This window comes from Neorhizobium sp. T25_13, from assembly GCF_002968675.1.
Lineage (GTDB): Bacteria > Pseudomonadota > Alphaproteobacteria > Rhizobiales > Rhizobiaceae > Neorhizobium > Neorhizobium tomejilense.
On sequence record NZ_PVBI01000002.1, the window covers coordinates 76,451 to 102,609 of the forward strand.

Annotated in this window: 30 protein-coding genes; 4 read left to right on the plus strand and 26 right to left on the minus strand. The window is 62.3% G+C overall.

Features of this window, described 5'->3' with window-relative positions; genetic code table 11:
- Positions 1-16: 16 nt before the first annotated feature.
- Positions 17-346 (minus strand): DHCW motif cupin fold protein, encoded by a 330-nt coding sequence (locus C5J22_RS03795; RefSeq protein WP_105421261.1) that lies wholly within the window; start codon positions 344-346, stop codon positions 17-19.
- 20 nt (positions 347-366) lie between these two features.
- Positions 367-1,281 carry an EamA family transporter RarD gene (gene rarD / locus C5J22_RS03800; protein WP_105437265.1) on the minus strand — a complete coding sequence of 305 codons (915 nt, stop codon included), beginning with the start codon at positions 1,279-1,281 and terminating at the stop codon, positions 367-369.
- 152 nt (positions 1,282-1,433) lie between these two features.
- Between rarD and C5J22_RS03805 the strand changes: the two genes are divergently transcribed.
- Together C5J22_RS03805 and C5J22_RS03810 are read left to right on the plus strand one after the other, a co-directional pair.
- On the plus strand, positions 1,434-2,306 hold the full coding sequence (locus C5J22_RS03805) for a protein-L-isoaspartate O-methyltransferase (protein ID WP_105437266.1): 873 nt from the start codon (positions 1,434-1,436) through the stop codon (positions 2,304-2,306).
- Between the two features lie 249 nt (positions 2,307-2,555).
- Complete coding sequence (locus C5J22_RS03810) at positions 2,556-3,125, plus strand: pentapeptide repeat-containing protein (RefSeq protein ID WP_245440310.1); 570 nt, start codon at positions 2,556-2,558, stop codon at positions 3,123-3,125.
- A gap of 56 nt (positions 3,126-3,181) precedes the next feature.
- Here the strand turns inward: C5J22_RS03810 and C5J22_RS31010 are convergent, their stop codons facing one another.
- The 10 genes from C5J22_RS31010 to C5J22_RS03855 all read right to left on the minus strand — a co-directional run bounded on the left by C5J22_RS31010 (position 3,182) and on the right by C5J22_RS03855 (position 11,600).
- A complete protein-coding gene (locus C5J22_RS31010; protein ID WP_172746519.1) occupies positions 3,182-3,340 on the minus strand; it encodes a hypothetical protein in 159 nt (52 codons plus the stop codon).
- Between the two features lie 225 nt (positions 3,341-3,565).
- Positions 3,566-4,588 carry a ribosome small subunit-dependent GTPase A gene (rsgA, locus tag C5J22_RS03815; protein ID WP_105437267.1) on the minus strand — a complete coding sequence of 341 codons (1,023 nt, stop codon included), beginning with the start codon at positions 4,586-4,588 and terminating at the stop codon, positions 3,566-3,568.
- A 238-nt stretch (positions 4,589-4,826) separates the two neighbouring features.
- A complete protein-coding gene (cimA, locus tag C5J22_RS03820) occupies positions 4,827-6,443 on the minus strand; it encodes a citramalate synthase (protein WP_105437268.1) in 1,617 nt (538 codons plus the stop codon).
- A 196-nt stretch (positions 6,444-6,639) separates the two neighbouring features.
- Entirely contained in the window at positions 6,640-7,599 is a 960-nt protein-coding gene (pip, locus tag C5J22_RS03825; protein WP_105437269.1) for a prolyl aminopeptidase, read from the minus strand.
- Positions 7,596-8,072 carry a GFA family protein gene (locus C5J22_RS03830; protein WP_105437270.1) on the minus strand — a complete coding sequence of 159 codons (477 nt, stop codon included), beginning with the start codon at positions 8,070-8,072 and terminating at the stop codon, positions 7,596-7,598. Before C5J22_RS03830 ends, pip begins: the two co-directional genes overlap by 4 nt.
- On the minus strand, positions 8,069-8,581 hold the full coding sequence (locus C5J22_RS03835) for a GFA family protein (protein WP_105437271.1): 513 nt from the start codon (positions 8,579-8,581) through the stop codon (positions 8,069-8,071). The genes C5J22_RS03830 and C5J22_RS03835 overlap by 4 nt, the downstream gene beginning before the upstream one ends.
- Positions 8,578-9,078 carry a GFA family protein gene (locus tag C5J22_RS03840; protein WP_105437272.1) on the minus strand — a complete coding sequence of 167 codons (501 nt, stop codon included), beginning with the start codon at positions 9,076-9,078 and terminating at the stop codon, positions 8,578-8,580. Before C5J22_RS03840 ends, C5J22_RS03835 begins: the two co-directional genes overlap by 4 nt.
- Positions 9,075-9,473: a VOC family protein gene (locus C5J22_RS03845; RefSeq protein WP_105437273.1), complete on the minus strand. Its 399-nt coding sequence runs from the start codon at positions 9,471-9,473 to the stop codon at positions 9,075-9,077. The genes C5J22_RS03840 and C5J22_RS03845 overlap by 4 nt, the downstream gene beginning before the upstream one ends.
- 36 nt (positions 9,474-9,509) lie before the next feature.
- The gene (gene cysS, locus C5J22_RS03850; RefSeq protein ID WP_105437274.1) at positions 9,510-10,895 is read right to left on the minus strand and encodes a cysteine--tRNA ligase; all 1,386 of its coding nucleotides are present in this window, start codon (positions 10,893-10,895) and stop codon (positions 9,510-9,512) included.
- Between the two features lie 324 nt (positions 10,896-11,219).
- Entirely contained in the window at positions 11,220-11,600 is a 381-nt protein-coding gene (locus C5J22_RS03855) for a hypothetical protein (RefSeq protein ID WP_046667881.1), read from the minus strand.
- Between the two features lie 170 nt (positions 11,601-11,770).
- Between C5J22_RS03855 and C5J22_RS03860 the strand changes: the two genes are divergently transcribed.
- Positions 11,771-12,163 (plus strand): low affinity iron permease family protein, encoded by a 393-nt coding sequence (locus C5J22_RS03860; protein WP_105437635.1) that lies wholly within the window; start codon positions 11,771-11,773, stop codon positions 12,161-12,163.
- A 6-nt stretch (positions 12,164-12,169) separates the two neighbouring features.
- On the opposite strand, the gene C5J22_RS03865 is transcribed toward C5J22_RS03860, so the two are convergent.
- From C5J22_RS03865 to rpsF, 14 genes are all read right to left on the minus strand, one after another.
- A complete protein-coding gene (locus C5J22_RS03865) occupies positions 12,170-12,391 on the minus strand; it encodes a hypothetical protein (protein WP_046636453.1) in 222 nt (73 codons plus the stop codon).
- Positions 12,392-12,418: 27 nt separating this feature from the next.
- Positions 12,419-13,159: an SDR family NAD(P)-dependent oxidoreductase gene (locus C5J22_RS03870; RefSeq protein WP_105426722.1), complete on the minus strand. Its 741-nt coding sequence runs from the start codon at positions 13,157-13,159 to the stop codon at positions 12,419-12,421.
- A gap of 238 nt (positions 13,160-13,397) precedes the next feature.
- The gene (purF, locus tag C5J22_RS03875; RefSeq protein WP_105437275.1) at positions 13,398-14,900 is read right to left on the minus strand and encodes an amidophosphoribosyltransferase; all 1,503 of its coding nucleotides are present in this window, start codon (positions 14,898-14,900) and stop codon (positions 13,398-13,400) included.
- A 154-nt stretch (positions 14,901-15,054) separates the two neighbouring features.
- Positions 15,055-15,642 carry a CvpA family protein gene (locus C5J22_RS03880; RefSeq protein WP_105437276.1) on the minus strand — a complete coding sequence of 196 codons (588 nt, stop codon included), beginning with the start codon at positions 15,640-15,642 and terminating at the stop codon, positions 15,055-15,057.
- Between the two features lie 104 nt (positions 15,643-15,746).
- Positions 15,747-17,150, minus strand: a complete 1,404-nt coding sequence (gene radA, locus C5J22_RS03885) for a DNA repair protein RadA (protein WP_105426720.1) — start codon at positions 17,148-17,150, stop codon at positions 15,747-15,749.
- A 7-nt stretch (positions 17,151-17,157) separates the two neighbouring features.
- A complete protein-coding gene (locus C5J22_RS03890; protein ID WP_105437277.1) occupies positions 17,158-17,466 on the minus strand; it encodes a type II toxin-antitoxin system RelE/ParE family toxin in 309 nt (102 codons plus the stop codon).
- A complete protein-coding gene (locus C5J22_RS03895) occupies positions 17,405-17,710 on the minus strand; it encodes a type II toxin-antitoxin system ParD family antitoxin (protein WP_105437278.1) in 306 nt (101 codons plus the stop codon). Before C5J22_RS03895 ends, C5J22_RS03890 begins: the two co-directional genes overlap by 62 nt.
- Positions 17,711-17,776: 66 nt before the next feature.
- Positions 17,777-18,943: an alanine racemase gene (alr, locus tag C5J22_RS03900; RefSeq protein WP_105437279.1), complete on the minus strand. Its 1,167-nt coding sequence runs from the start codon at positions 18,941-18,943 to the stop codon at positions 17,777-17,779.
- Positions 18,944-19,072: 129 nt separating this feature from the next.
- On the minus strand, positions 19,073-19,435 hold the full coding sequence (locus C5J22_RS03905) for a transcriptional regulator (protein ID WP_105437280.1): 363 nt from the start codon (positions 19,433-19,435) through the stop codon (positions 19,073-19,075).
- A gap of 360 nt (positions 19,436-19,795) precedes the next feature.
- The gene (locus tag C5J22_RS03915) at positions 19,796-21,292 is read right to left on the minus strand and encodes a replicative DNA helicase (protein ID WP_046605633.1); all 1,497 of its coding nucleotides are present in this window, start codon (positions 21,290-21,292) and stop codon (positions 19,796-19,798) included.
- 265 nt (positions 21,293-21,557) lie between these two features.
- The gene (rplI, locus tag C5J22_RS03920) at positions 21,558-22,133 is read right to left on the minus strand and encodes a 50S ribosomal protein L9 (RefSeq protein ID WP_105402905.1); all 576 of its coding nucleotides are present in this window, start codon (positions 22,131-22,133) and stop codon (positions 21,558-21,560) included.
- 19 nt (positions 22,134-22,152) lie between these two features.
- A complete protein-coding gene (locus tag C5J22_RS03925; RefSeq protein WP_105437282.1) occupies positions 22,153-23,142 on the minus strand; it encodes a DUF2232 domain-containing protein in 990 nt (329 codons plus the stop codon).
- Between the two features lie 159 nt (positions 23,143-23,301).
- Complete coding sequence (gene rpsR, locus C5J22_RS03930) at positions 23,302-23,556, minus strand: 30S ribosomal protein S18 (RefSeq protein ID WP_007771634.1); 255 nt, start codon at positions 23,554-23,556, stop codon at positions 23,302-23,304.
- Between the two features lie 22 nt (positions 23,557-23,578).
- Positions 23,579-24,058 carry a 30S ribosomal protein S6 gene (rpsF, locus tag C5J22_RS03935; protein ID WP_046636463.1) on the minus strand — a complete coding sequence of 160 codons (480 nt, stop codon included), beginning with the start codon at positions 24,056-24,058 and terminating at the stop codon, positions 23,579-23,581.
- Between the two features lie 476 nt (positions 24,059-24,534).
- Between rpsF and C5J22_RS03940 the strand changes: the two genes are divergently transcribed.
- Positions 24,535-26,082: a peroxidase family protein gene (locus C5J22_RS03940; RefSeq protein WP_172746520.1), complete on the plus strand. Its 1,548-nt coding sequence runs from the start codon at positions 24,535-24,537 to the stop codon at positions 26,080-26,082.
- Positions 26,083-26,159 lie beyond the last annotated feature (77 nt).

Below are 26,159 nucleotides of genomic sequence, written 5' to 3' on the forward strand. Positions count from 1 at the left end.
CGCCGGCGCTTGAGCCCTAGTCGACGATGAAGAGTTTTGCGCCGACCGATGTCGAGGAGCGGTGGGGCTCGGCATCGTCGGCCACCTGATAACTCATGCCGGGCGTCAGCACGAAGACCCGGCCGTCGGCGAGTTCGGTCGCCAGCTCGCCTTCGAGGCAGAGCAGGATATGGCCTTTGACGCACCAGTGGTCGGCGAGATAGCCTGGGGTATATTCGACCATCCGCACCCTGATCCCGCCGAAATGGCAGGTCTGCCAGGTCGCCAGCCCCGTGTCGCCCTTGTGCTCTGTCTTCGGAATGGCGCTCCAGTCGGTGGTACCGAACGGGATATCGCTGATTTTCATGGGAATGCTCCGGGAAAGGCCTATCGGCCGCGCGCTTGCTTCAGAAGCGACCAGGTATAGATTGCCAGCGCCGTCCAGATCAGGACGAAGGCCCCGAGCTTCACGGGGCTGAGCGGCTCGTGGAAGGCGAAGACCGCGATCAGGAAGATCATCGTCGGCGCGATATACTGCATGATGCCGATGGTCGAGAGCTTCAGGAGTTTTGCGCCGTTGGCGTAGATCATCAGCGGTGCGGCGGTGACGATGCCGGCGGTCATCAGGATGAACGTGTCCCAGCCGGTCGAATTGAGGAGATGGCCCTGGCCGGTCGATTCCAGCCAGATCACATAGGGCAGGCAGGGAATGCTGATCAGCAGCACTTCCAGGAAGAAACCCTGGTTCGGGCCGATCGGCAGGGTTTTCCGGAACAGCGCATAGAACCCCCAGGTGAAGGTGAGCGCCAGCGAAACCCACGGCAATCCGCCCGCGTCATAGGTGAGGATCGCCACCGCCACCACGACAAGGCCGATCGCGGCGAGCTGAACCGGCGCCAGTCGCTCCTTGAGCAGCACCGCCGCCAGGAAAATGCTGAACAGCGGATTGATGAAATACCCGAGCGCCGCATCGAGCGCCCGCCCGGCGGCGACCGCCCACACATAGATGCCCCAGTTCGCCATGATGATCAGGGCGGTCAGGCACGCCATCGCCAGCATGCGCGGGTTCTGCACCGCCACCTTGAGATCGCCGGTGCGACGCAGGATCAACAGAACGATCCCGGCGACCGGCACCGACCAGATCGCCCGGTGCGCCAGCACTTCGAGCGAGGGAATATGGGCGACCGCCTTCAGGTAGAACGGCAGGAAGCCCCAGAGGAAATAAGCCGTCAGCCCGAAGGCGAAGCCACGCGGAGTATCTTCGTTCTTCACGGTCGTCGCCGCGGCGGTGTCGGTGGCCATGTGGGGTGTTTCCGGTATGTTGTTCTGGTTATCCCCCGTTTAAACGAATAGGTTGAGCCGGACCAATTCATTTCATTGAAGAACCTATCGTTTGTCGCGATTCTGTCGGCTTGGCTTGCGATAGTGAGCCCTTGTCAGAACGGAGGAGTTGGATGGATTTCGAAAGCCAGCCGTTGCACCGGCAGATCTATGCCCGCCAGATCTCGGCGAAGGCCGGCGTGAGCGCGGACGCGCGCCTTTTCGCGGCCTTCGCCAAGGTGCCGCGCGAACAATTCGTCGGCCCGCCGCCCTGGGTCTATAACGACTTTCGCAACTACCGCGAGCTCGCCTCCACCGATCCGCTGGTGCTTTACCAGGATGTGCTGGTCGGGCTGGATACGGGCCGGGGCGTCAACAACGGCATGCCGTCGCTGCATGCCGGGGCCCTTCACGCGCTCGGCATCCGCGAAGGAGAGACCGTCGCTCATCTCGGCGCCGGGACTGGATATTACACAGCCATCATCGCCGAGCTGGTGGGGCCGTCGGGCCGGGTGATCGCCGTTGAATACGATGAGGTCCTCGCCGACAAGGCGCGGCAAAACCTGGCGGACTACGCGAATGTCGAACTCGTCCGCGGCGACGCGACAGAATGGCCGAAGGAGGACGCGGACGTGATCTACGCCAATTTCGCGCTCGACCACCCGCCGGCCGTCTGGATCGACAATCTCGCGGTCTCGGGGCGCGCGCTCTTCCCGCTCGGCTTTCCGGCGATCGACAACGGCCGGCGGAGCGGCTTTACCCGTTCTGCGGGTTTCCTGATGATCGACCGGCGAGCGTCGGGTTTTGGCGCCAGGTTCCTGCAGCCGGTCTCCTTCGTCTGGGCGGAAGGCCAGCAGCCACCTCCGCCAGGCCGTCACGAGGGGCTGGCGGAAGCCTTCCGCTCCCGCCGCGGCTATCAGGTCCGCAGCCTGCGCTGGCATCGGCCGCCTCAAGAGGGCGAGTGGTATGGCGAGGAGGATTGGGGGCTGAGTTTTGAGGAGGTGTGAGAGCGTCAGCCCACTTTTCCATTAAGGCGGTCAATCAGAGGGAGTGTGCCGCGCCATTCCGCCTCGCCGATTGTTTCCAACCCGAATCTCTGATCAATCACGCCGAACGAATGTCGGCGGAGGCGAAGGTCATGGCGGAGCAGGATCCCATCGAGGTTTCCGAACAACGGATCGGACGCGCGGAGGTGCTTGGCTTTACGGCGGCCGGAAACACGGTGGTCCTGAACGGCTGCGCTGGAGGAAGCAGACCTGTCGGGGCTCGATCTTCAGCGCTGGGAATTTCGAAACTGCAGGATGACGACCGTCAATCTGCGGGCCGCGGACCTGGAAGGGGCGAAGTTCGAGGGGTGCCGGGGGCCGTTCGCCAATTTTACAGGCGCCAACCTCGCGGAGGTGGAGTTCCGGAATTGCGACTTCAACAACGCCGCTTTTTTGGAAGCCAGAATGAACGACACCCGGTTCGTCGGCTGCAAGCTGACCGGTGCCAACCTGACGCGGATCGCGTCGCTTGGCCTGTCGTTCAAGGAAACCATCCTGGCGCAGGCGAGACTTCCCGCACTGTCGTTCCGGAAGTCCCGGATAGAGCGGGTCGATTTTGGCATGGCCGATCTGTCGAAATGCGATTTTCGCGACGTCGTGTTCGACGGCTGCAGCCTGCGTGATACAGGGCTCGTCGATGCCAGGTTCGAAGGGGCCGATCTGCGCGGCGCGGACCTCGGCGGACTGAAGCTGATCGACGCCAGGAAGTTCAAGGGGGCAACGATCTCGCGGCAGCAGGCCGGAGATATCCTGGCGGAACTGGGACTGAAGGTTCAATAGCCGGGTGCGGCATCCTCAGTCTCCGGTTCTTCCAGTCGTCTTGCAGGCGAGAAGGATTAGACGGCTACGCGCCGTGCTTCCTTGTCGGCCGACTTCCGGTCTGCGCCGTGCTTTTCGATGATCGCCTTCGCATCCTCAACCGAAATGCGATGCTTCTTGGCAAAGGGGATGGGCTGGTAAGGCTGGTCCGGGGTGTTTGCTTTTTTTTCAGACATGAACGTCTCCGATCTCGATGCTCCGGCAGAATGCCGAAGCCTCTTTGGATTAATGAAATAGTGAGGGGGTTGGTTGCCAGGTGCTGCTGCGTCATTACCGCGAGCGGCTGCCTCAATGTACCGTCTATATGGTACGAAAGCCCCTGAAACACAATGGCCCGGATCGGGCCACAGGATTCGGGGCCGCCTGCCAACTCCTGCAGGGACGGTTTTCGCGCGAAACCTTCAGTATTTCTTCTTGCGGACGATCTTGTTGCCCTTCGGCCCGCTCAGAACCGGCGTCCTGTCGCGGTTTTCCGCAAGCAGGTTGCGCCAGCGTTCCAGGCGCTCGGCGGAAAGTTCGCCTTTGGCAACGGCTGCCTGCACGGCGCAGCCCGGTTCGTGGGCGTGGGTGCAATCGCGAAACCGGCAATTCGGCGCCAGATCGGTGATTTCGGCAAACAGCGTATCGATGCCGTCGGTGACGTCGCTGACATAAAGCGTCCGGATACCCGGCGTATCGATTACCCAGCCGCCGCCGGCAATCGCGTGCAGCGACCGTGCCGTCGTGGTGTGACGACCCTTCGCATCACGTTCGCGAATGCTGCCGGTCTTCTGCATCGTGTCGGAGGCATGCCCGGCGAGCGTGTTGACCAGCGTCGACTTGCCGACGCCGGAGGAGCCGACAAGCGCTACGGTCTGCCCGACGCCGCACCAGGGCTTCAGCAAGGCAACGGCATCCGTTGTACGCGCATTGAGGACGACCACCGGCAGGTCGCGCTGCAGCGCCTTGGCCTGCTGCTCGAACGGGCCGGCATCTTCGACCGTGTCGGCCTTGGTCAGCACGATCACCGGATTGGTCGCGGCCTGGTTGGCCATGATCAGGTAGCGTTCCAGCCGCCCCGGGTTGAAATCGGCATTGCACGACGTGACGATGAACAGCGTATCGACATTGGCCGCGGCAAGCTGCTGGCCGTGCCCGCCTTCCGCGCGCCGTTGAAACACGGTTTTCCGGTCGAGACGGCGCACGAGCATGCCCGTCAGCGGATCGGCAAGAACCCAGTCGCCAACCGCAAAATCCGCGGTGTTGCTATTGGGCGGAAGTTCGATCTCGACCGGCCCGCTGATGTCGATCGCATCGATGCGCGCCCGGTGAACCGAAGCGACGCGCCGGGGTGCGAGATCCGCTTCATGCGACTCGACCTGAGCCGCAAAGAAATCGGACCAGCCAAGCAGTTCGAGCGATGAGGGTGGATTGGAGCCGGTCAAGGTTCGGTACGAAAATTCGGGGACGCCGTCATGGGCAGGCTTTCCGCAGGTTGCGATTGCGCTCTTCCAAGGAGGAGTCGCAGATCGGGGTGCAAAGGTGCCGGTTCTTGGCTCGACCAAAACCTCTGTCTATACCGGAGCATTAGACCAGCATGCCGCTGAAGTCGAGGAAACGATCGACCCGCGCCCATATATGATGGTTAGCCGGGCCGATCGAGTGTGTAGCGTTTTACAAGCCTCACTCCGCCGCGATCTTGCCCGCCAGTTCCCGGTTCTTCATCAGCTTGTATATGACCGAGTCCATCAGCGCCTGGAACGAGGCGTCGATGATGTTTTCCGAGACACCGACCGTCCACCAGCGCACGCCGTCGCCGTCGGTGGATTCGATCAGCACGCGGGTGATCGCCTCGGTGCCGCCGTTCAGGATACGCACCTTGAAGTCGGCGAGCACCAGGTCGTCGATCTCGTGCTGGTATTTGCCGAAATCCTTGCGCAGCGCCCGGTCGAGCGCGTTGACCGGGCCGTCCCCCTCGGCCACCGACATCAGCGTCTGCCCATCGACGACGAGTTTGACCACCGCTTCGGAGACGATCTTGATCTTGCCATGCGAGTCGAACCGGCGCTCGACCATCACCCGGAAACCTTCGACCGCGAAGAACTCGGGAATGGTGCCGAGCGTGCGGCGGGCGAGCAGTTCGAAGCTCGCATCGGCGCCTTCATAGGCATATCCGGTCGCCTCGCGTTCCTTGACGATCGAGATCAACTGGTCGAGCTTCGGGTCGTCCTTGCCGACCTCGATGCCACGGCGCTTCAGCGCGTTGATGAAGTTCGACTTGCCGCCTTGGTCGGACACCATCACCTTGCGCAGGTTGCCGACACTTTCCGGCGTCACGTGTTCGTACGTTCGTGGGTCTTTGAGCAGCGCCGAGGCATGGATGCCAGCCTTGGTGGCGAAGGCGGAAGCGCCGACATAAGGCGCTTGGTGGTTGGGTGAGCGGTTCAACAACTCGTCGAAGGCGTGGCTGAGGCGGGTGAGGCCGGTCAGCCGCTCCGCGTCGATCGCCGTCTCGAACCGGGTGGCGTAAGCGTCCTTCAGGGCAAGCGTCGCGATGATCGTCACCAGATTGGCATTGCCGCAGCGCTCGCCGATGCCGTTCAGCGTCCCCTGGATCTGCCGACAGCCCGCCTCGATCGCGGCGAGCGAATTGGCGACCGCCTGGCCGGTATCGTCATGGGCATGGATGCCGAGCGAGGTGCCCGGAATGCCCGATGCGATCACCGCCTCGACGATGGCGCGGATCTCGCCCGGCTGGGTGCCGCCATTGGTGTCGCAGAGCACCACCCAGCGCGCACCCGCTTCATAGGCCGTCCTGGCGCAGGCAAGCGCATATTCGGGATTGGCCTTGTAGCCGTCGAAGAAATGTTCGCAATCGACCAGCGCCTCCTTGGCAGCGCCGCGGGCAGCCTCGACGCTGTCGCGGATCGATTCGAGGTTCTCCTCGTTCGAACAGCCGAGCGCGACGCGGACGTGGTAGTCCCAGCTTTTCGCGACGAAACAGGTGGCGTCGCTTTTCGCCTGCAGCAGCACGGCCAGCCCCGGATCGTTGGAGGCCGAAATGCCGGCCCGCTTGGTCATGCCGAAGGCGACGAATTTCGATTTCACCGTGCGCTTCTCCGAGAAGAAGGCGGTGTCGGTCGGATTGGCGCCGGGATAACCGCCCTCGACGTAATCGATGCCGAATTCGTCCAGCAGGTTGGAGATGGCGATCTTGTCCTCGACGGAAAAATCGACGCCGGGGGTTTGTTGCCCGTCGCGCAGCGTTGTGTCGAAGAGATAGATGCGTTCGCGTGTCATGGGTGCTCCTCCTGGAGCGGTGTCAGTTCTGAAATAGGCGTCCGAATTTCACGACACCCCCTCATCCGGCTGCCGCCACCTTCCCCCCGCTGGGGAGAAGAAGATATGCCGCACCGTTGCCGTTCTTCCTCTCCCCAGCGGGGAGAGGGTGGCCGAGCGAAGCGGAGGCCGGGTGAGGGGGCTGCAGGAACACCGGTCAAATCTTCCCCGCAAACCGGTCCGTCGCGCGGATCAGCTGGTCGGTAATCCCCGGTTCCGAGACCGCATGCCCGGCGCCCTCGATGATGTGGAAATCCGCGTCCGTCCAGACTTTCGAGAGCTGCCAGGCATATTTCAGCGGGCAGGGCATGTCGTAGCGGCCGTGCACGATGACGCCGGGAATGCCCTTGAGCTTCGTGGCGTCGCGCAGGAGCTGCCCGTCTTCCAGCCAGCCGGCATTCATGAAGAAGTGGTTTTCGATGCGCGAGAAGGCGAGCGCGAAATGGTCGTCGTCATGGTCCGACGCCAGTTCGGGGTTCGGCAGAAGCGTGATGGTCGAGCCCTCCCAGACGCTCCAGGCCTTGGCGCAGCGGATTTGTTCCGCCTTGTCGGTGCCGGTGAGGCGGCGGTGATAGGCGGCCATCATCTCGTGGCGCTCGGCTTCCGGAATGGGGGCGACGAAGGCTTCCCACTTGTCAGGGAACATTTCCGAGACGCCGAACTGGTAGTACCAGTCGAGCTCCGGCCGGGTCAGGGTATAAATGCCGCGCACCAGAAGTTCGGTTACCCGCTCGGGATGGGTTTCCGCATAGGCAAGCGCCAGGGTCGAACCCCAGGAACCGCCGAAAACCTGCCATTTGTCGACGCCGACCATTTCGCGCAGCCGCTCGATATCCGCGACCAGGTGCCAGGTCGTGTTGGCCTCGAGGCTTGCATGCGGGGTGGAACGACCGCAGCCGCGCTGGTCGAACAGCACCACGTCGTAAAGGTCCGGGTTGAAGAGCCGGCGCTGGTTGGGCTTGCAGCCGCCGCCGGGGCCGCCATGCAGGAAGACGGCGGGCTTCGCGCCCGGCTTGCCGACCCGCTCCCAGTAGATCACATGACCGTCGCCGACATCGAGCCGGCCTGTCGCGTAGGGTTCGATCTCGGGATAGAGGGTACGCAGAACTTCGGTCATAGATGGAGACCCTTTGCCGGCCAGTTTTCAGTATCGTGATCGGGATGCTGGAAGGAGATGATCTGCTCCTGCTGGACGGCGTCCTCGCCGCTGTCGCGGACCGGCTGGTTGAAGATCGTCGTCACCCACGGGATATGCGAGGCGTAGTTCACCTGGATTTTCGGGGCGAGATCGTCGCGCTTGTCGAAGGCTCCGATCGCCAGGTCCAGGCCGCCCGGGTAGCGGTAGGTGAGCGGCGTGCCGCAATTCTCGCAGAAACCGCGGTCGATATTGACCGAGGACTGGAAATATTTCGGCTCGGCGCGGGTCCACTCGACACCGTCCTTCGGCACGGTGACCAGCGGCCCGAAAAAGCCGCCGAAGGCCTTCTGGCACATGCGGCAATGGCAGATCGAGGCGCGGCCGAGTTCACCATGGATCCGGAAGCGCACGGCGCCGCACTGGCAGCCGCCTGTTCTAAGGGTTTCGCTCATGGCTTGTTCTCCGGTGGCTGGTTTTCTGGCGGACCGCTCTCCGGCGGCCAGATTTCGGTGTCGTGGTCGGGATGCTGGTAGGAGACGATATCGGCCAGGAAGGGGGCGGTGTCGATATCGTCCATCGTGTGGCGCGCCGGCAATTCGGACAGCCGGTCGACGAAGGGAAGTTTGCCCTCGACGCCGAACTGCACGACCGGCGGCAGCAGGGTCGGGTCGTCGAAGCTGCCGGCGGAGATCGCGATCCCGTCCGCCGCCTCGTAGGTCATCGGCGTGCCGCAGTCCCCACAGAATCCGCGCCGGACGTGGTTCGACGACTGGAAGTATTTCAGTTCGCCGCGCGTCCAAGTGAGCTTTGCCTCGCCGGTCGCCACCAGCGGCGCATAATAGGCGCCGAAGGCCTTCTGGCACATTCGGCAATGGCAGACCGAAGAATCGAACGGCTCACCTTCAAGCCGGAAGCGGATCGCGCCGCACTGGCAGCCGCCGGTTCGGATGGTTTCGCTCATGATTGGCCCTCCGCATGTCGATCGCCTGGAGGCCAGACCGCGGTGTCGTGGTCGGGGTGCTGGTTACTGCTGGCCGAGACAGTCTTTTCCTGTTCCTCGGTTATGTCCATGGCGTTATCGTGCTGTAGGTGATCGAGCTCGCCGAACCAGGACATCTTGTGGGCAAGATTGGTCTGCAACTCCGGCTTCACCGATTGCGGATCGTCGAGCGAACCGAGCGTGATGCTCATATGATCGCTCGACCCGTCATAAAAGAGCGGCGTGCCGCATTTCTCGCAGAACCCGCGCCGCACTGTTTCCGACGACCGGAACCAGGCCGGCTCGCCGCGCGTCAGCTTGAAATTTTCATGCATCACTCCGCCGAGCGGCATGAAATAATTGCCCGCCGCCTTCTGGCACATGCGGCAATGGCACAGATGCGGAAACCCGATCTCGCCCTCTGCCCGGTAGCGCACCGCCCCGCACTGACACCCACCGGTGTGGATCGCCGCGCTCATCCTTGGGTTCCTTCCTGCACATGACACACCGCCTCGATATTGTTGCCATCGGGGTCGAAGACGAAGGCGCCGTAATAGTTCGGGTGGTAATGCGTCCGCAGGCCGGGCGGACCGTTGTCGCGGCCGCCGGCGGCGATTGCGGCTTCGTAGAAGGCGTCCACCTCGGCGCGGCTGTTGGCGGTAAACGCGACATGCTGGGAGTGACCAGGAACCGGCTTATCCTCATGGAGCCAATAGATCGGCCGCTCGCGCCCGTAGCCGCCGACCTTGACGCCACCCGTATATTCAGCCGGAACCATGTAAAGCAGCGAGGCACCGAGCGGCGCGAAGGCTGCGTCGTAGAATGCTTTGGCGCGGTCGAAATCCGCGACCTTGATACCCATGTGATCGATCACCGCTTGGCTCCTCGCGCATTGTTCGGGAGATGAAGCTTAGCGCTTCACCTCCCAGGTCGTCACCCTCTCACCCGTTGCCGGGTCCTTGCCGTCTTTCAGCTGGATGCCCTTGTCCGACAGTTCGTTGCGGATCTTGTCGGCCTCGGCGAAATTTTTCGCCTTGAGCATTTCGAGCCGCAGGGCGACCAGCGCATCGACGGCGGACGCCAGTGCCTCGTCGACCTCGGTTTTCTCAGGCAGTACGCCGAGAAACGCGGCACTGGCGGCAAACACCGCAAGTGCGTCCGGGTCGCCATGGGCCTCCTGCGCCAGCGCGTGCAGCGCCTGCACGGCGGCGACCGTGTTGAGGTCGTCGGCAAGCGCGTTGATCACCGTATCGCAAGGCGCGGCACCGGAAGCCTCCGCCGCCGGCCATTTGGCGAGAAGGCGCTCGGCCTCTTCCAGCCGCTTCACCGAAAAATCGATCGGCTCGCGATAGTGCGTCATCAGCATGGCAAGCCGCAGCACCTCGCCCGGCCATTGGCGGCCGCCGAATTTCTCGGTGTGCAGCAGGTCGTAGATGGTGATGAAATTGCCCTCGGACTTCGACATCTTGCGGCCTTCGACCTGCACGAAGCCGTTATGCATCCAGACATTCGCCATCACCTCGGTGCCGTGGGCGCAGCGCGACTGGGCGATCTCGTTTTCATGGTGCGGGAAGATCAGGTCGAGCCCGCCGCCATGGATGTCGAACACTTCGCCGAGATAGCGCCGGCTCATCGCCGAGCACTCGATATGCCAGCCCGGACGACCGCGGCCCCAGGGGCTTTCCCAGCCGGGTTCGTTGTGGGAGGAGAGCTTCCACAGCACGAAATCGCTCGGGTTTTTCTTGTGCGCATCGACCGCGACGCGGGCGCCGGCCTGCTGCTCGTCGAGCGGACGCTTGGAAAGCTGGCCGTAGTCGGCCATCGACTTGGTATCGAACAGCACTTCGCCTTTTGCCACATAGGCATGGCCGTTGCCGATCAGCTTCTCGATGATCTCGATCATCTCGGCAATGGTGTCGGTGGCACGCGGCTCGACGGTCGGCTCCAGGTTGCCGAGCAGGGCGATGTCCTCGTGGTACTGCGTCTCGGTCTTTTCCGTGACGAGGCGGATCGCCTCGTTGAGCGGCAGGCCGGGATGGTCGCGCAGCGCCCGCGCGTTGATCTTGTCGTCGACGTCGGTGATGTTGCGGGCATAGGTGACGTGGGCCTCGCCATAGACATGGCGGAGCAGCCGGAAGAGCACGTCGAAGACGATGGCCGGTCGGGCATTGCCGATATGGGCGTAGTCGTAGACCGTCGGGCCGCAGACATACATGCGTACGTTCTGGGGGTCGATCGGCGCGAACGACGTCTTTTCACGGGTCAGCGTATTGTAGAACCTGAGCGAAATGCTCATAGAAAAATCTCCCCAAAGTCTCGCACGGCGAGCATCCGGCTGGGCGGGATGCCGAAAAGTGTACGCGGTTTTCGGACGACATCCCGCTCTCACTATCAACTAGGAACCGGATGCTTTCGCGTTCAGGAGACACGAAAGCATCCGGCTCCGGCCGGGTCGTTTGTCTTCAAGGCTTTTCGAGAGACGAAAACGGCCGGGCCAGCGCGAACGCTAGCGGATAATGATCCCACAAATGGAAATCGCCGTTTTCATGGAGGTGGTTATGGCGCGGGCAAGCCGTTTGGTCAAGTGGGCTTTGCCCGCGCGGGATCTCCGAAACCTGACCTACGCCGTCTTGCGGCCGATGCCGTTTCTGGCGACGGTGAACAGAAAGATCAGCATCGACACGACGGTGAGGATCGAGCCGATCGCGGCAAGCGCCTCGCCGCCCGAGGACACCGCCATCGCGATGCCCGGCACGATACAGAGCACCCCGAGAACCGCAAAGCCGAGATGGACCTTCGACAGCACTGAATCGGCTGCCGTCGGGGTCACCGTGTAGTAGAGACCGAAAATCCCCATAGTCGTCCAGCCGACCAGGTTCAGATGCGCATGCGCCGGCGCCATCAGATGGTCGCCGGAGATGGCCATCTGAATGCCCCAGAACATGCCGACGGTGACACAGAGTACAGCCGCGCCGAAGAAATAGAAGGCGATGTTTCTCATCAGATATTCCCCCGAGATATGAAGTTCCTGCGCCCTATCGCAGGACCTGCAGCATAGCAGAAAATCGGATTTTCATACATGGGGTATCTCCCCGGCGCGCGCCGCCGGGATCAAAACATGCGCTTTGCACGTTGATGGGCACGCATTCCAGCAATCGGATGGATACCGAAATGGCCAGACAGGATAGACATCGCAACGTTTTCGACATCTTCTCGAGCGCCATCTCCTCCTGGTCGGGAAAGCCGGTCACGTTCGTTGCGGCCGTTGTCCTGATCGTCATCTGGGGCGTCACCGGACCGTTCTTCGGATTCTCGGAAACCTGGCAGCTGGTGGTCAACACTGGAACGACGATCATCACTTTCCTGATGGTCTTCGTCCTGCAAAATTCCCAGAACAGGGACGGCGAGGCGGTCCAGGCGAAACTCGACGAGCTGATCCTGTCCAGCCAGGCTGCCAACGAGTTCATCGGCATCGAGAAACTGGACGAGAAACAGCTTCGCAAACTCAGCGAAAGTCTGCAGCGCCACGCCAAGACGCTGGATCAGGAGGCGGAGAACGTCTAGGTCGCCTCAGCGGCCTCTTTCGGTCGGCGGGTTGCTGTTGTCGAGCAGGGCCTGGGCGATGGACCTGCGCCGCGCGTCGTCGGTCATGGCGGAGCTGATCAATCGCATCGCCTCCATGACGGCGGCGTCCCCATGTTCGCGGTGAAGGCGGGCCATCGCCGCGGCGACGAGATTGGCGGTCGCCGTCGCTTGCTCTCTTTGCTCGTCGGTAAGGTGCGGTTGCATCATCCAGGCTTCTTGCGGCGAGCGGTGCCTCTATTCCGGCGCGCGAAAATCCGCGAACTTGTTGTCGCGCACGACGAACAGGCGGCCGGTATCCTGAAGGTCGGGGGAGGCGAGGAAGAGGATCTTTTCGGCGACTTCCGACGGATGCGGCAGGGTTTCCGGATCTTCGCCGGGCATCGCTTGAGCGCGCATGGCAGTGCGGGTAGCGCCTGGATTGACGATGTTGACCTTGAGCGGCGTGTGGGCGGTCTCGGCAGCCCATATGCGGGCCATGTTTTCGACGGCCGCCTTGGAGATCGAATAGGCGCCCCAGAACGCCGGTGCCTTGGATGCAACGCCGGACGACAGGATCAGCGCGCGGCCGGCATCGGATTTCGTCAGCAGCGGCTCGACCGAGCGGATCAGTCGCCAGGTGGCGGTGACGTTGGTCAGCATTACCTTCTCGAACACCTTCGCCTCGATATGGCCGAGCGGCGAGATGACGCCGAGGATGCCGGCGTTCGCCACGAGGATGTCGAGCTTGCCCCAGCGCTCGAAGATCGAGGCGCCGAGCTTGTCGATCGCCGCCATGTCGGTGATGTCGAAGGGAACCAGCGTGGCGGTGCCGCCGGCCGCCTTGATCGCATCGTCAAGATCCTCGAGGCCGCCGACGGTGCGCGCGGTGGCGATCACATGCGCGCCGGCTTTCGCGAGTGCCAGCGCCGTGAAATAGCCGATGCCCCGCGATGCGCCGGTCACCAGCGCGATCCTGCCCTTCAGATCGATATTCATGATTTTCCGCCCTCAAATGCAATGCGCGCGACGGTCATTACAGTCGCCGATGGATATTGGTGGAGGAGGCGACAGCTGCTTGTCGCAGGAGCCCGGCCTCGCTCTCCGTAGCCCTGTGCTTGTCACAGCGATCCGGTGCGCGCAAGTCCTTGCGCGCGGGAGAGGCTTTCACGGCTCCCGATGTGGGTGCGGCGAACTGGCTCGGCGCTTAATTTCAGCTTCAGGGAGGAAGCTCGTCTCAGCCGTTGCTCGCCAGTACCGAAACCTTGCGGCCCATCGTCTCGCCGTCCTTGTCGAGCAGGCGGGTGGGGTAATCGCCGGTGAAGTAATGGTCGGTGAATTGCGGGCGGGCGTTGTTGCGGTCTTCGCCGCCGACGGCGCGGTAGAGGCCGTTGATCGACAGGAATTCGAGGCTGTCCGCGCCGATATATTGGCACATGGCTTCGAGGCTGTCGTACTGGTTGGCGAGCAGCTTGTCGCGGTCGGGCGTGTCGATGCCGTAGAAGTCAGGGTAATAGATCATCGGGCTCGCGACGCGCAGATGCACTTCCTTGGCGCCGGCATCGCGGATCATCCGGACGATCTTCAGCGACGTCGTGCCGCGCACCACCGAATCGTCGACGAGCACGACGCGCTTGCCCTCGATCATCGCCCGGTTGGCGGAATGCTTGAGCTTGACGCCGAAGGCGCGAATCTGCTGGGTCGGCTCGATGAAGGTGCGGCCGACATAGTGGTTGCGGATGATGCCGTATTCGAACGGAATGCCGCTTTCCTGGGCGTAGCCGAGAGCAGCAGGCGTGCCGCCATCCGGCACGGGCACGACGACGTCGGCTTCGACCGGCGCTTCCTTGGCGAGGTTGATGCCCATGTTCTTGCGCGCCACATAGACGCTGCGGCCGCCGACGACGGAATCGGGGCGGGCGAAATAGACGTATTCGAACAGGCAGAGCCGTTCCGGCTGGCCGTTGCCGGCCTTGCGGGCGTCGATCGAGATAGAGCCGTCAGCCTGGATTTCGCAGATGATGACTTCACCGTTCTCCACGTCGCGGACGAACTTGGCGCCGATGATGTCGAGCGCGCAGGTCTCGGACGCGAAGATCGGCTTGCCGTCGAGTTCGCCCATGACCAGCGGGCGGATGCCGGTTGGGTCGCGCGCGGCGATCAGCTTGGTGCGGGTGACGGCGAGCATCGAATAGCCGCCTTCCATCTGCCGGATCGCGTCGATGAACCGGTCCGCGGTCGACGAATAACGGGAGCGGGCGATGAGGTGCAGGACGACTTCGGTATCGGAGGTCGACTGACAGATGGCGCCGCCGGCGATCAGCTGCCGGCGCAGGGTCAGGCCATTGGTGAAATTGCCATTATGGGCAACCGCGATGCCTCCGACTTCGAGTTCGGCGAACAGCGGCTGGACGTTGCGCAGCGCCACTTCGCCGGTGGTCGAATAGCGGTTGTGGCCAATCGCGATATTGCCGGGCAGGCGGGCAAGGGTGACGGGATCGGTATAATGGTCGCCGACGAGGCCCATGCGGCGTTCCGAATGGAAGCGCAACCCGTCGAAGGAGACAATGCCGGCCGCTTCCTGACCGCGATGCTGCAGGGCGTGCAGCCCGAGCGCCGTCAGCGTCGCAGCCTCGGGATGGCCGAGAATGCCGAACACGCCGCATTCTTCATGCAGCGTATCGCCATCCCACTCGTTGACGCTGTCTTCGGCGAACGTCTCGGAAACCGCCTGCTTCATCTTGGCCCCTTATCCCTGTGGACAACCTGTCCCTGTCGGAAAAATGGAAAGGCCGGCCGGGGAGAACCTCCCCGGAAACCAGCCTGCTTTTCACTTGAATGCGAATGATACCACAAATGGTGACGTTTTGCGCTGCATCAAGCGCAAGATCGCGTCAATTATTTGTCGCAGGCGCGTCGTCTGCCGTCGGCTGATCCTGAGCCGGAGCGCCATCGGTTGGCGCTGCCCCGCGGCCGAGGATGCGGGCGCGGATCTGCGGCTCGATATCGGCGGGCAGCACGGCTTCGAGGCGGGCGACGAGCGTGTCGAGGAACGGCTTCGATTTCGCCTGCGTCACCCAGGTCGGCTGGGCGTTGGCGGCCACCAGCCAGTTCCAGAATGCGACGGCCACAACGAGCAGCAGGATGCCGCGGGCGGCGCCGAACAGGAAACCGAGCGTCCGGTCGAGCGCGCCAATGCGGCTGTCGATGATGAAATCGGCGATTCTTGTGGTGATGAACGAGATGATGATCAACGCGATCAGGAAGATGGCACCGGCGGACGCGGCGATCGCGATACGCTCGTCACTCAGGTGCGGCTTCACATAGGGCAGAAGCAGGGGGTAGAGGTAATAGGCGGCGGCGACCGAGCCAGCCCAGCTTGCGATCGACAGCACCTCTCGCGAAAAACCGCGAACCATGGCGAGAACGGCGGAAAACAGCGTCACAGCGATGACGATACCATCGAAAATCGTGATGGGCATATATGATCTACTCCAGACTTGCCGACTTCAAGACTTGCCGGCTTCAAGCCCGGCGCCCCGCCTTACCGCAGCCGTCATACATCAGCGGGCTTGTTAACGGAAGATCAATCATCTTCCGGCGTTTGTCTCAGCTTGGCGGCGGAACCCGCGATGCGGGATACCAGATCCGGCAGGTCCTCGATCGTCACCCAGCGTCCGTTCGCGCCCTTCGGCACCTCCGCGGACGTGGCCGGCAGCATCGCTCCTGCAAAACCAAGTTTCTCAGCTTCCTTAAGGCGTTGCGCAGTCTGCGAAACCGGCCGCACCGCGCCCGAGAGGCTGATTTCGCCGAAATAGACGCAATCGGCCGGCAGAGCAAGACCGGCAAGCGAGGATACCAGTGCGGACGCGACCGCGAGGTCGGCCGCAGGCTCGGTAATGCGATAACCGCCCGCGACGTTCAGATACACATCGTGCTGTCCGAGCTTGACGCCGCAATGGGCCTCGAGGACCGCGAGAATCATCGACAGGCGCGACGAATCCCAGCCAACCACGGCACGCCGCGGCGTGCCGAGCGAGGTCGGCGCCACCAGCGCCTGCACCTCGACCAGAACCGGCCGCGTGCCCTCCATGCCGGCAAAGACCGCGGCCCCTGGCGATTTCGAGTTGCGCTCGCCGAGGAAAAGCTCGGACGGATTGGTGACTTCGCGAAGCCCCTTGTCGGACATTTCGAAGACGCCGATCTCGTCGGTTGGGCCAAATCGGTTCTTGACGGTGCGCAGGATGCGGTAGTGGTGGCCACGGTCGCCTTCGAAATAGAGGACCGCATCGACCATGTGCTCGACGACGCGCGGGCCGGCGATCTGGCCTTCCTTGGTGACGTGGCCGACAAGAACCATGGCGGCCCCGGTCTGCTTGGCGAACCGGATCATCGCCTGCACGCCGGTGCGCACCTGGGTGACGGTGCCCGGCGCCGAATCGGCGGTGTCGCTCCATAGCGTCTGGATCGAATCGATGATGACGAGGTCGGGGCGCTTGCCTTCGCCGATCGTGGCGAGGATGTCCTCGACATTGGTTTCGGCCGCGAGCAGCACCTCGGTATCGGCGGCATCCAGCCGCTGGGCACGCAGCCGCACCTGCGCCACCGCCTCTTCGCCCGACACGTAGATGATCCGGTGGCCGCGACGGGAAAGGGCGGCCGCCGCCTGCATCAAAAGCGTCGACTTGCCGATGCCCGGATCGCCCCCGACCAGCACCGCCGAACCGCGCACGAACCCGCCGCCAGTCGCCCGGTCGAGTTCGGAAATGCCGGTGAAGATGCGCGGCGCTTCCTCGGTCTCGCCGGACAATGTGGTGAGTGCCACGGCACGGCCCTTCTTCGGCACCTTGCCGGGGCCTCCACCGATGCCGCCCATCTGGTCGTCTTCGATAATGGTGTTCCACTCGCCGCAGCCGTCACACTTGCCGGCCCAGCGGTTATGCACCGTGCCGCAGTTCTGGCACACGAATTGAGTTTTGGATTTTGCCATGGGGAATTCAGGTTTCGTCGGTTGGGAAGTTGTCGGCAGAAACGTCCTGATGTCCGTGAAGAACGCGCAGGACATGCATCGTCGTTTCGTCGATCACGACATAGATGCACCTGCCGCGAAAGGGGAAGGCCCGCAATCCAGGAACGAATTCTCGGGAACTGCCGGTAAGGCCGAGTTCCGCTAACGAGGCCATCTTGGCATTGAGGTCGTCCAGCAGGCGTCTTGCGGCTATCGGATTGAATTGCGAGGTATACTCATAATCTTCCAGAAGATCGGTCAGCGCGCGTTGGGACACGTTGAGACGGCGCGCTTGCATTCTTCCGTTCCTCTGCCATCTTGAGAATGTGCGCCGTCAACTCCTCGCCGCTTTCAAAACTCATCACTCGGCCCGCTTCGACATCGTCCAGCCCTTCCTGGATCAATCGCTTCAGCGTTTCCGTTTTTTCTTGAAGCTGGCGCAAACCGGCCGCAACAACCTCGTTGGCATCCTTGTAGACTCCGGCCTCGACTTGGGCGTCGATAAACGCCCGCTGTTTCTCGCTCAGATGGATCTCGGTCATTTCGATCTCCTTTTGTTCTCGTATAGCACGAGGGATTTCCGCTTCCAAGAGGCAAGCGAGCGCCGATCAATCCTCGGGATATAGATAACGCCGCTCGTAGCGCAGACCGAGGCTGGTCAGCAGTTCGTAGCCGATCGTGCCGGCGGCGCGGGCGACGTCGTCGAGATCTATGTTCGGGCCGAACAACTCGACATAGTCGCCGGCCTGGATCTCCGATGGCGGGATATCGGTGACGTCGAAGATCGTCAGGTCCATGGTGATGCGGCCGATGACCGGAACCTTGCGGCCGGCGACGAAGCCGAAGCCGCCATCCTTCACCGTTTGACGCAACGGCACGCCGGAGCCGGAAAGCGCTCGGCTGTAGCCGTCCGCATAACCCGCGGAAACGATCGCCAGCCGGCTGTCGCGGGAGAGCTGGTAGGTGCCGCCGTAACTTACCGTCTCGCCCTTTTTCCCGTCGCGGATCTGGATGATGCGCGCTTCCGCCTTGGCAACCGGCTTCATCGGATTCGGCACTCCGACGACCGCCTCGCCGCCATAAAGCGCGATGCCGGGGCGAGTGAGATCGAAATGATAGTCCGGTCCCAGAAAGATCCCGGCGGAAGCCGAAAGGCTCGTTTCGATGCCTTCGAAAGCCTCTGCGACCTTCCGGAAAGCCGAAAGCTGTTTCTCGTTGAGGGGCGAGGAGGGCGTGTCGCCGCTATGAAGATGCGACAACACCAGGACCGGCGAGAAGCTTGCCGGCCGCGACACGTCGTCGGCAAAGGCGATCGCATCCTCGAGCGGCAGGCCGAGCCGGTTGAAGCCGGTATCCACCTGCAAAGCGCAGGGATGGTCGCCATATTCCGATGTCACCGACATCCAGAAGGCGAGCTGTTCTTCCGAGGCCAGAACCGGCACCAGATCGTGTTCGAAGAACATAGCCTCCTGGCCGGGCCATATCCCGGAGAGAACATAGATGCGGGCGTCGGGTGCATAGGCGCGCAGCGTCACGCCTTCTCGCGTCACGGCGACGAAGAAATCCCGGGCGCCGGCCTCGTAAAGCGTTATGCCGCAATCCTCGAGCCCTAGCCCATAGGCATCCGCCTTGACGACAGCCGCCGTCCGCGCCGTTCCCGAACGCCGCGCCATCTCCCGCCAATTGTCGGCAAGCGCGCCCAGATCGACCGTCAGCCGGACGGGCGCAATGTCGAAATCGTCGGGATAGGAAAGCTCGCTGTCGAAATCGGTCATGTCGGCTCGTAGGGCATGAGGATCGGGGGCATGAGAACGGTCGCAGCGATCCTACCCGTTTCGAAGGCAGGAAAAAGACCGCGCCCGCAAAATCTTTCGCGCTGCACAATCTTTTAGGCCGTCGGGAATTCAGGCAACGCTGCGCAGGTCGAAATCCGCATGGATGACGTCGTAGGGTACGTGGATGCGACCATCGTCGTTCACCTCGACAAGACCCCATTCGATCAAAACGGCCGTGTCCTCATGCACCCGCTTCACATCGCGGGAAAGGGCTGTGGCCAAAGCGCGGTAGGTCGAGGGGCCAAGGCTCTGCAACGTCTCGATCAATGTCCAGCGCTTGGGCGTCAGGACGGTAAAGAGCTGTTCGGGGGAGGAGAAGCTGAAGACGTGCTCCTGAGCTTTGCCGGTTTTCCAAGCGTTGAGAAAGCCCCCTGCGGCGTCTTGAAGCGCAGCTTCGTCACCCCGCTGAATTCGGATTGTTGCGGTTGTCATCGGCGCGGCCTTCTATACCATCTAAGCCATCGGGAAAACTCGGCACACTAGCGTCATTTCTAACATTGACGGCCTAAGAGGCGCGTATTCTACTGGGTTTCCGGCAATGCAGGACAGAGAAATGGCTACTTACAAAGATATTCAAGTCTATACCAAGCGTACCCGATTGTTCGTTCCTAAAACGTGCTGGATAGCTCACATTTTATCTCAGCATGGCATGACGAATCGACAAGCACCGAACCGGTATGATCCAAACAAACGAAAGCACCCGTGTCCGGAGCATCGGCGTGAAGAGCTTGAGGCGGCTATGCGAGAAATGGGCGCGCTTCCTGTTTAGGCTCAAAGTAGCCAACGCCCCAATCAATGCTCTTCGTATTGCGTAAAGCTCGGGTCGGCCAGATCGGCGAAGCGGGTGTATTCCGACTGGAAGGCGAGCTTGACTGTGCCAGTCGGTCCGTGGCGCTGCTTGGCGATGATCACGTCCGCCGTGCCCTTGACCTTGTCCATCAGCACTTCCCATTCGGGATATTTCGGGTCAGCGATGTCGCGGGGTTCCATGTTCTTCACGTAATATTCCTCGCGGAACACGAAGAGCACCACGTCGGCGTCCTGTTCGATCGAGCCCGATTCGCGAAGGTCGGAGAGCTGCGGGCGTTTGTCGTCGCGGCTTTCCACCTGGCGCGAGAGCTGCGACAGCGCGATGATTGGCACGTTCAGCTCCTTGCCGAGCGCCTTCAGACCCGTTGTGATCTGGGTGATTTCCTGGACGCGGTTCTCGCCCGATTTGCCCGAGCCGGTCATCAACTGGATATAGTCGACCACCAGGCAATCGAGGCCGCGCTGGCGCTTGAGGCGACGGGCGCGGGCGGAAAGCTGGGCGATCGAGATACCGCCGGTCTGGTCGATGAACAGCGGCACCTTCTGCATCATTTGGGAGCAGGCCACGAGCTTTTCGAAATCGGCCTCGGTGATGTCGCCGCGGCGGATCTTTGACGAGGAGACTTCCGTCTGCTCGGAGATGATACGGGTGGCGAGCTGTTCGGCCGACATTTCGAGCGAGTAGAAGCCGACGACGCCGCCGTTCTTGGCCTTGAACGAACCGTCCGGCTGGACTTCCGGTTCGTAGGAGGCGGCAATGTTATAGGCGATGTTGGTGGCAAGCGATGTCTTGCCCATGCCGGGGCGTCCCGCAAGCACGATCAAGTCGGAACGCTGCAACCCGCCCATCTTGCTGTCGAGAGACATGATGCCGGTCGAGACACCGGAAAGATGGCCGTCGCGCTCGAAGGCCTGGCCGGCCATGTCGATGGCGAGCGCCACCGCGTCGTTGAACGACTGGAAGCCGCCGTCGTAGCGACCGTTTTCCGCGAGCTCGAACAGCCGGCGTTCGGTATCCTCGATCTGCGTCTGCGGCGGCATGTCGAGCGGCGCGTCAAAAGCGATGTTGACCATGTCCTCGCCGATGGTGATCAGCGCGCGGCGGAGCGCCAGGTCGTAGATCGCCCGGCCGTAGTCTTCCGCGTTGATGATCGACACGGCTTCGGAGGCGAGGCGCGCGAGATATTGCGCCACCGTCAGATCGCCGACCTTGTCGTCGGCGGGCAGGAAGGTCTTGATCGTCACCGGATTGGCGGTCTTGCCCATCCGGATGATGTCGCCGGCAACCTCGAAGATCTTGCGGTGCAGCGGTTCGTAGAGATGGACGGGCTTGAGAAAATCGGAGACGCGGTAATAGGCGTCGTTATTGACCAGGATCGCGCCGAGAAGCGCCTGTTCGGCCTCGATATTGTTCGGGGCTTCGCGGTAATGCGGCTCTGCCGGCTGGATGTTGGCGAGCTTGCGTACTGCGTCGTTCATGGTGTTTTCCGTTCTGTCCCTGTACCCCGGCAGTACCCTTAGAGGTGTCTGGCCTGTCACGAAACGGCAATATTGATTCCCACAGTAGTTCACAGGCAAAACTGCGCCGTGAAGCGAAAAACGGTCGGAAACCGTAAATCCGTTTGACTGTGTTCCCGGAGCGAATCGACTCGGGGGATCACTCTCTTTTATAGCCCGAAAAAGACAAAAAAGCGCCCGGGCCTTGTCGGCCCGGGCGCTCTTTGAACAGTCTTTGGAACGAAGCTTATTCGTCGTCGCCGGCGCCGTCGGCTTCCGGATCGAAGAAGTCTTCCGGACGCAGCGCATCTTCGTCGACGCCGTAGATGGCGTCGGCCGAGGTGAGGCTTTCGCCCTGGGACTGGCGGCTGGCTTCTTCAGCGGAGCGGGCGACGTTCAGTTCAACCGAAACTTCGACTTCCGCATGCAGGTGCAGCGAGACCTTGTGCAGGCCGATTTCCTTGATCGGCGTGTTGAGGTCGACTTGGTTGCGGCCGATGGTGAAGCCTTCGGCAGCGAGCGCATCGACGATGTCGCGGGCAGCGACGGAGCCGTAGAGCTGGCCGGTTTCGCCGGCGGCGCGCACGACGACGAAGGACTTGCCGTCGAGGACTTCGGCGACCTTCAGAGCTTCGCCCTTGCGCTCGAGGTTGCGGGCTTCGAGAGTGGCGCGCTCGGATTCGAAGCGCTTCTTGTTGGCTTCGTTGGAGCGGAGAGCCTTGCCCAGCGGCAGAAGGTAGTTACGGGCAAAGCCGTCGCGGACCTTGACGGTTTCGCCCATCTGGCCAAGCTTCGGTACGCGTTCAAGCAGAATGACTTGCATGATTCAGGTTTCCTTTCGATCAGTCAATCTTGTTTTCGGTAGTCTTGTTGTCGGGGCTGGCGCCCGCTTTGAGCGGGGTCAGCGCGATCGTCCGCCTTGTATCGGTAAGCCCCAGGATGAGGATCGCGATGGCCGGCAGGACAAGCATGGAAGAGAGATAGCAGAGGACTAGGGCCGGGATGCGCCAGTCCTTGCCGAGGCTGCGGAAGTGCAAGGAGGCGAAACCCGCCATCAGGAAGCCGGCGCCGAACGTGCCGCAGATCGTCGCGCCGATCATCGCCGGAACGCCGCCGAGGAAAGCGAGCACGATGCCGCCGAGGAAGATGAAGATCGCGTGCCGGTTCATCCGGAGTGCCGAGGGCATGTCCTCGCGCGGACGGACGGCCCGGCCGGAGCGCGACACGATGCGCACGGCGATGTAGAAGGCAGCAAACAGCAGCGTTACCCAGACGCCGCCCTGGACGAGCGGCAGCATCAGCACCAGCACCGACTTGGTCTGCGCCATGCCCGCCGGTTCCGGCGTGAAGGCAGGTTCCTGGGCCTGCAGAGCCGCGATCATCGCATCGACCATCCGGTCGGTAAGTTCCGGGCCGTAGCCGATTGCGACCCCGAGCGCGATGACGGCGATCGTCACCAGGCCACAGAGATGCAGGAGGATATCCGAGATCGGATACCAGGCCATCAGGTTGTCCGGGCCGCCGAGTTCGGAGGCGGGACGCGCAAGGTTGGCGAGATGCGACAGCCAGCCCGCCGGGATCAGCGTGAACACTGCCATGGCGACCGCAAACATCGGCGAAACGAGGATGGCGCCAAGGATGCCGGCGGTGACGATGCCGATGACGGCGGCGCGATTGCCCCAGCCGAGGCCGGCGATGAAGATCGGAAGCGAGGAGGCGGCGTAGAGCACGGACGCAAACGACAGCTGCGCATTCGCACCCAGCACGAGCAGGGTGGCGGCAATGCCGGCAAGGATGCCGGTGGGCAGCACTGTCTGTATCTTGTTCGTCACGGTCTCGCTGTCCTGCTTTTTGAAGCAGTTAGGGGATCACACCTGAATCTATCTCTCAGGTACTTCATCCCCAACATGGGATTTGGAAATTCCGATCCGCGCCCATCGCGGAAGGGATTTGACCCGCTGACTCTTAATCAGCGGGTCCGATATTCGTAATTACGCTACGACGTAGGGCAGCAGGCCGAGGAAGCGGGCGCGCTTGATCGCCTGGGCGAGTTCGCGCTGCTTCTTCTGGGAAACGGCCGTGATGCGGGACGGAACGATCTTGCCGCGCTCGGAAATGTAGCGCTGCAGGAGGCGTACGTCCTTGTAGTCGATCTTCGGCGCATTGGCACCCGAGAACGGGCAGGTCTTGCGGCGGCGATGGAACGGACGGCGTGCCTGGGAGGAGGATGATGATACGTCAGCCATGGTCTTTTCTCCTTAGCCTCTATTACGCACGGTCTTCGCGCGGACGGCGCTCGAAGCCGCCTTCACGCGGACCACGGTCCGGACGGTCGCCGAAGCCGCCTTCGCGGCGCGGCGGACGGTCGCCGAATTCGCGGCGCGGACCACGGTCGTCGCCATCACGGCGCGGGCGGTCGTCACGGTCGCGCTTCTGCATCATCGCCGACGGACCTTCTTCATGCTTCTCGACGGCGATCGTCATGTAGCGAAGAATGTCTTCGTTGATGCGCATCTGGCGTTCCATCTCGTGTACGGCCGGAGCCGGTGCGTCGATGTCCATCAGGGCGTAATGAGCCTTGCGGTTCTTGTTGATGCGGTAGGTGAGGGACTTGAGGCCCCAGTTTTCAATGCGCCCGACTTTGCCGCCGTTAGCTTCGATGACGCCCTTGTACTGTTCGACGAGGGCATCAACCTGCTGAGCGGACATATCCTGCCGGGCAAGGAATACGTGTTCGTAAAGAGCCATGTAGCTTTGCCTTTTCTTGCGGTTGTCTACCCGGACCTCGGCGGCTAAGCCTCAACGACTGCTCCTGAACGGGAAAACCCGAGGCAAGAAAAGTGTTGTATCGAGACGGTCGAGAGCGGAGACACGGGAGGCTTGGACCCTATGGTCCCTGCGGCTTGCCTTGCGGCAAACCTGCCCTCCGTTCAGCCACCAGCCAGAAGACCGGGTATTGCGAACAGCGCGCTTATACGGATTTTTGGAGAGAAGGCAAGGGCGGTTCATCGAATGTAATCAATTAGCGATGTCTAAATTATACTTAAGGTAGAGTTAACAGATATACAGGTTGAAAACCCGAGTAATCGGAGTATAGTTCGCCGCGGGAAAAGTGCTGGAGGGTATTCAACCAAGGTGGAGGGGAGTTTGTTATGCATCATGGAGAGAAGAATTTTGAAGTAACCGCGCCACGTTCTCGATTTTACCAGGGAGGTTTCGGGCGGTTGTTTCCTGAGCTTCCGGGCTGGGAGCCGGATACAACCGGTTTTACAGGTGCAGGGATAGGGAGTGCTGCGGCACTCGAAGCCTATTTCATGAATTTCGTCGCGACCAAGATGGTCGATACGACGGCGCCGCCCGCGGGCGACTCCAAACTTCCGTCCGGTTACGTCTATTTCGGTCAGTTCATCGATCATGACCTGACGCTGGACACGACGCCGCTCAGCGAGGCGGAACTCGATCCGAACCGGCTTCATAACTTCCGGACGCCGCGGCTCGATCTCGACTGCATCTACGGGCAGGGGCCGGATGCGCAGCCCTATCTCTACGACAAGACTGCGCCGGGCTGTTTTCGGATCGGCGAGATTGCCGGCACGCCGTTCAAGGATCTGCCGCGCGCCGCAGGCCAGGATACCGCTCTGATCGGTGACCCGCGCAATGACGAAAATGCCATTGTCTCCCAGCTGCACCTGGCCTTCCTTCTGGCCCATAACACGCTCGTCAAGGCGGCGGTCAAGAAGGGCATGTCGTCCAGGAAGGCCTTCGAGGCGGCGCGGAAGACGCTGCGGCGGCTCTACCAGTGGATCATCTGGCACGACTACATGGCTCGCATCTGCGATCCCTCCGTCCACAAGCGGGCGCTTCGCAAGGATCGCGACGCCGGCAACGGGCGCACCTTCTGGGAGCTCGGTTACGAAGACGTCTACGACTGGAAGAACAATCCGTTCATGCCGCTGGAGTTTTCGGTCGCCGCCTACCGGTTCGGGCATTCGCTGGTCCGCAACGGCTACCAGACGAATTTCGCCAAGGGCGTCGGCGTCTTCACGCCGACCTTCAAGTTCAATGCCGAGGACCTCAGAGGTTTTCGCGCGCTGCACCCGGACCGGGTCGTCCAGTGGGACTGGTTCCTCAGGATGTCGTCCTCCGTGCGGCCGACATTCCCGCAGGTTGCCCGCAAGTTCGACGGCGTGCTGGCGAATGCGCTGCGCGAACTGCCGGAGGATCCCGACAAGCCGGGCGACAACACCAGGATCCTCAACGTGCTTGCGGCCCGCAATCTGGTGCGCGGCGTCAGGATGCAGCTACCGTCGGCCATCGAAATCGCCAAGCTCCTGGATATCCCGATCATCAAGATCAACGAGGATGAGCGGGAGGCCCTCTGGTACTACATCCTGCGGGAGGCAGAGTTCGATCCCCAGGTCGAGGGCTCGACGCTGACCGTCGGCGGCGCCGGCGATCGTCTGGGAACGCTCGGCTCGATCATCGTCGCAGCGACGTTCGCAGGCCTCCTGAAAGGCGATCCGCTGTCCTTCTTCAATCTGGAGCCCGGATGGACGCCCGACAAGGACGAGCTGCTCGACAGCGTCGAGGCGGATTTGGTCGCTGCCGGCAAGCCCGGCCTCAACGCCGATGAACAGGTCAACGGCCGCAAATGGGGGCTGCCGACCATCATCCGCCTGTCGGGCCTGCCGGTCGATGCCTCGCCGTTCCGGCCGGTGCCGATCCCCGTCCCCGAGCCTGTCGTCGAGCCCGCGGCACCGCCGACGGAGTGAACTATTGGACATAACCATCGGATATCGCCGGGAGAACCGGCGATATCCCCGATAATGTCCGGGGGCATGCTTTTGCT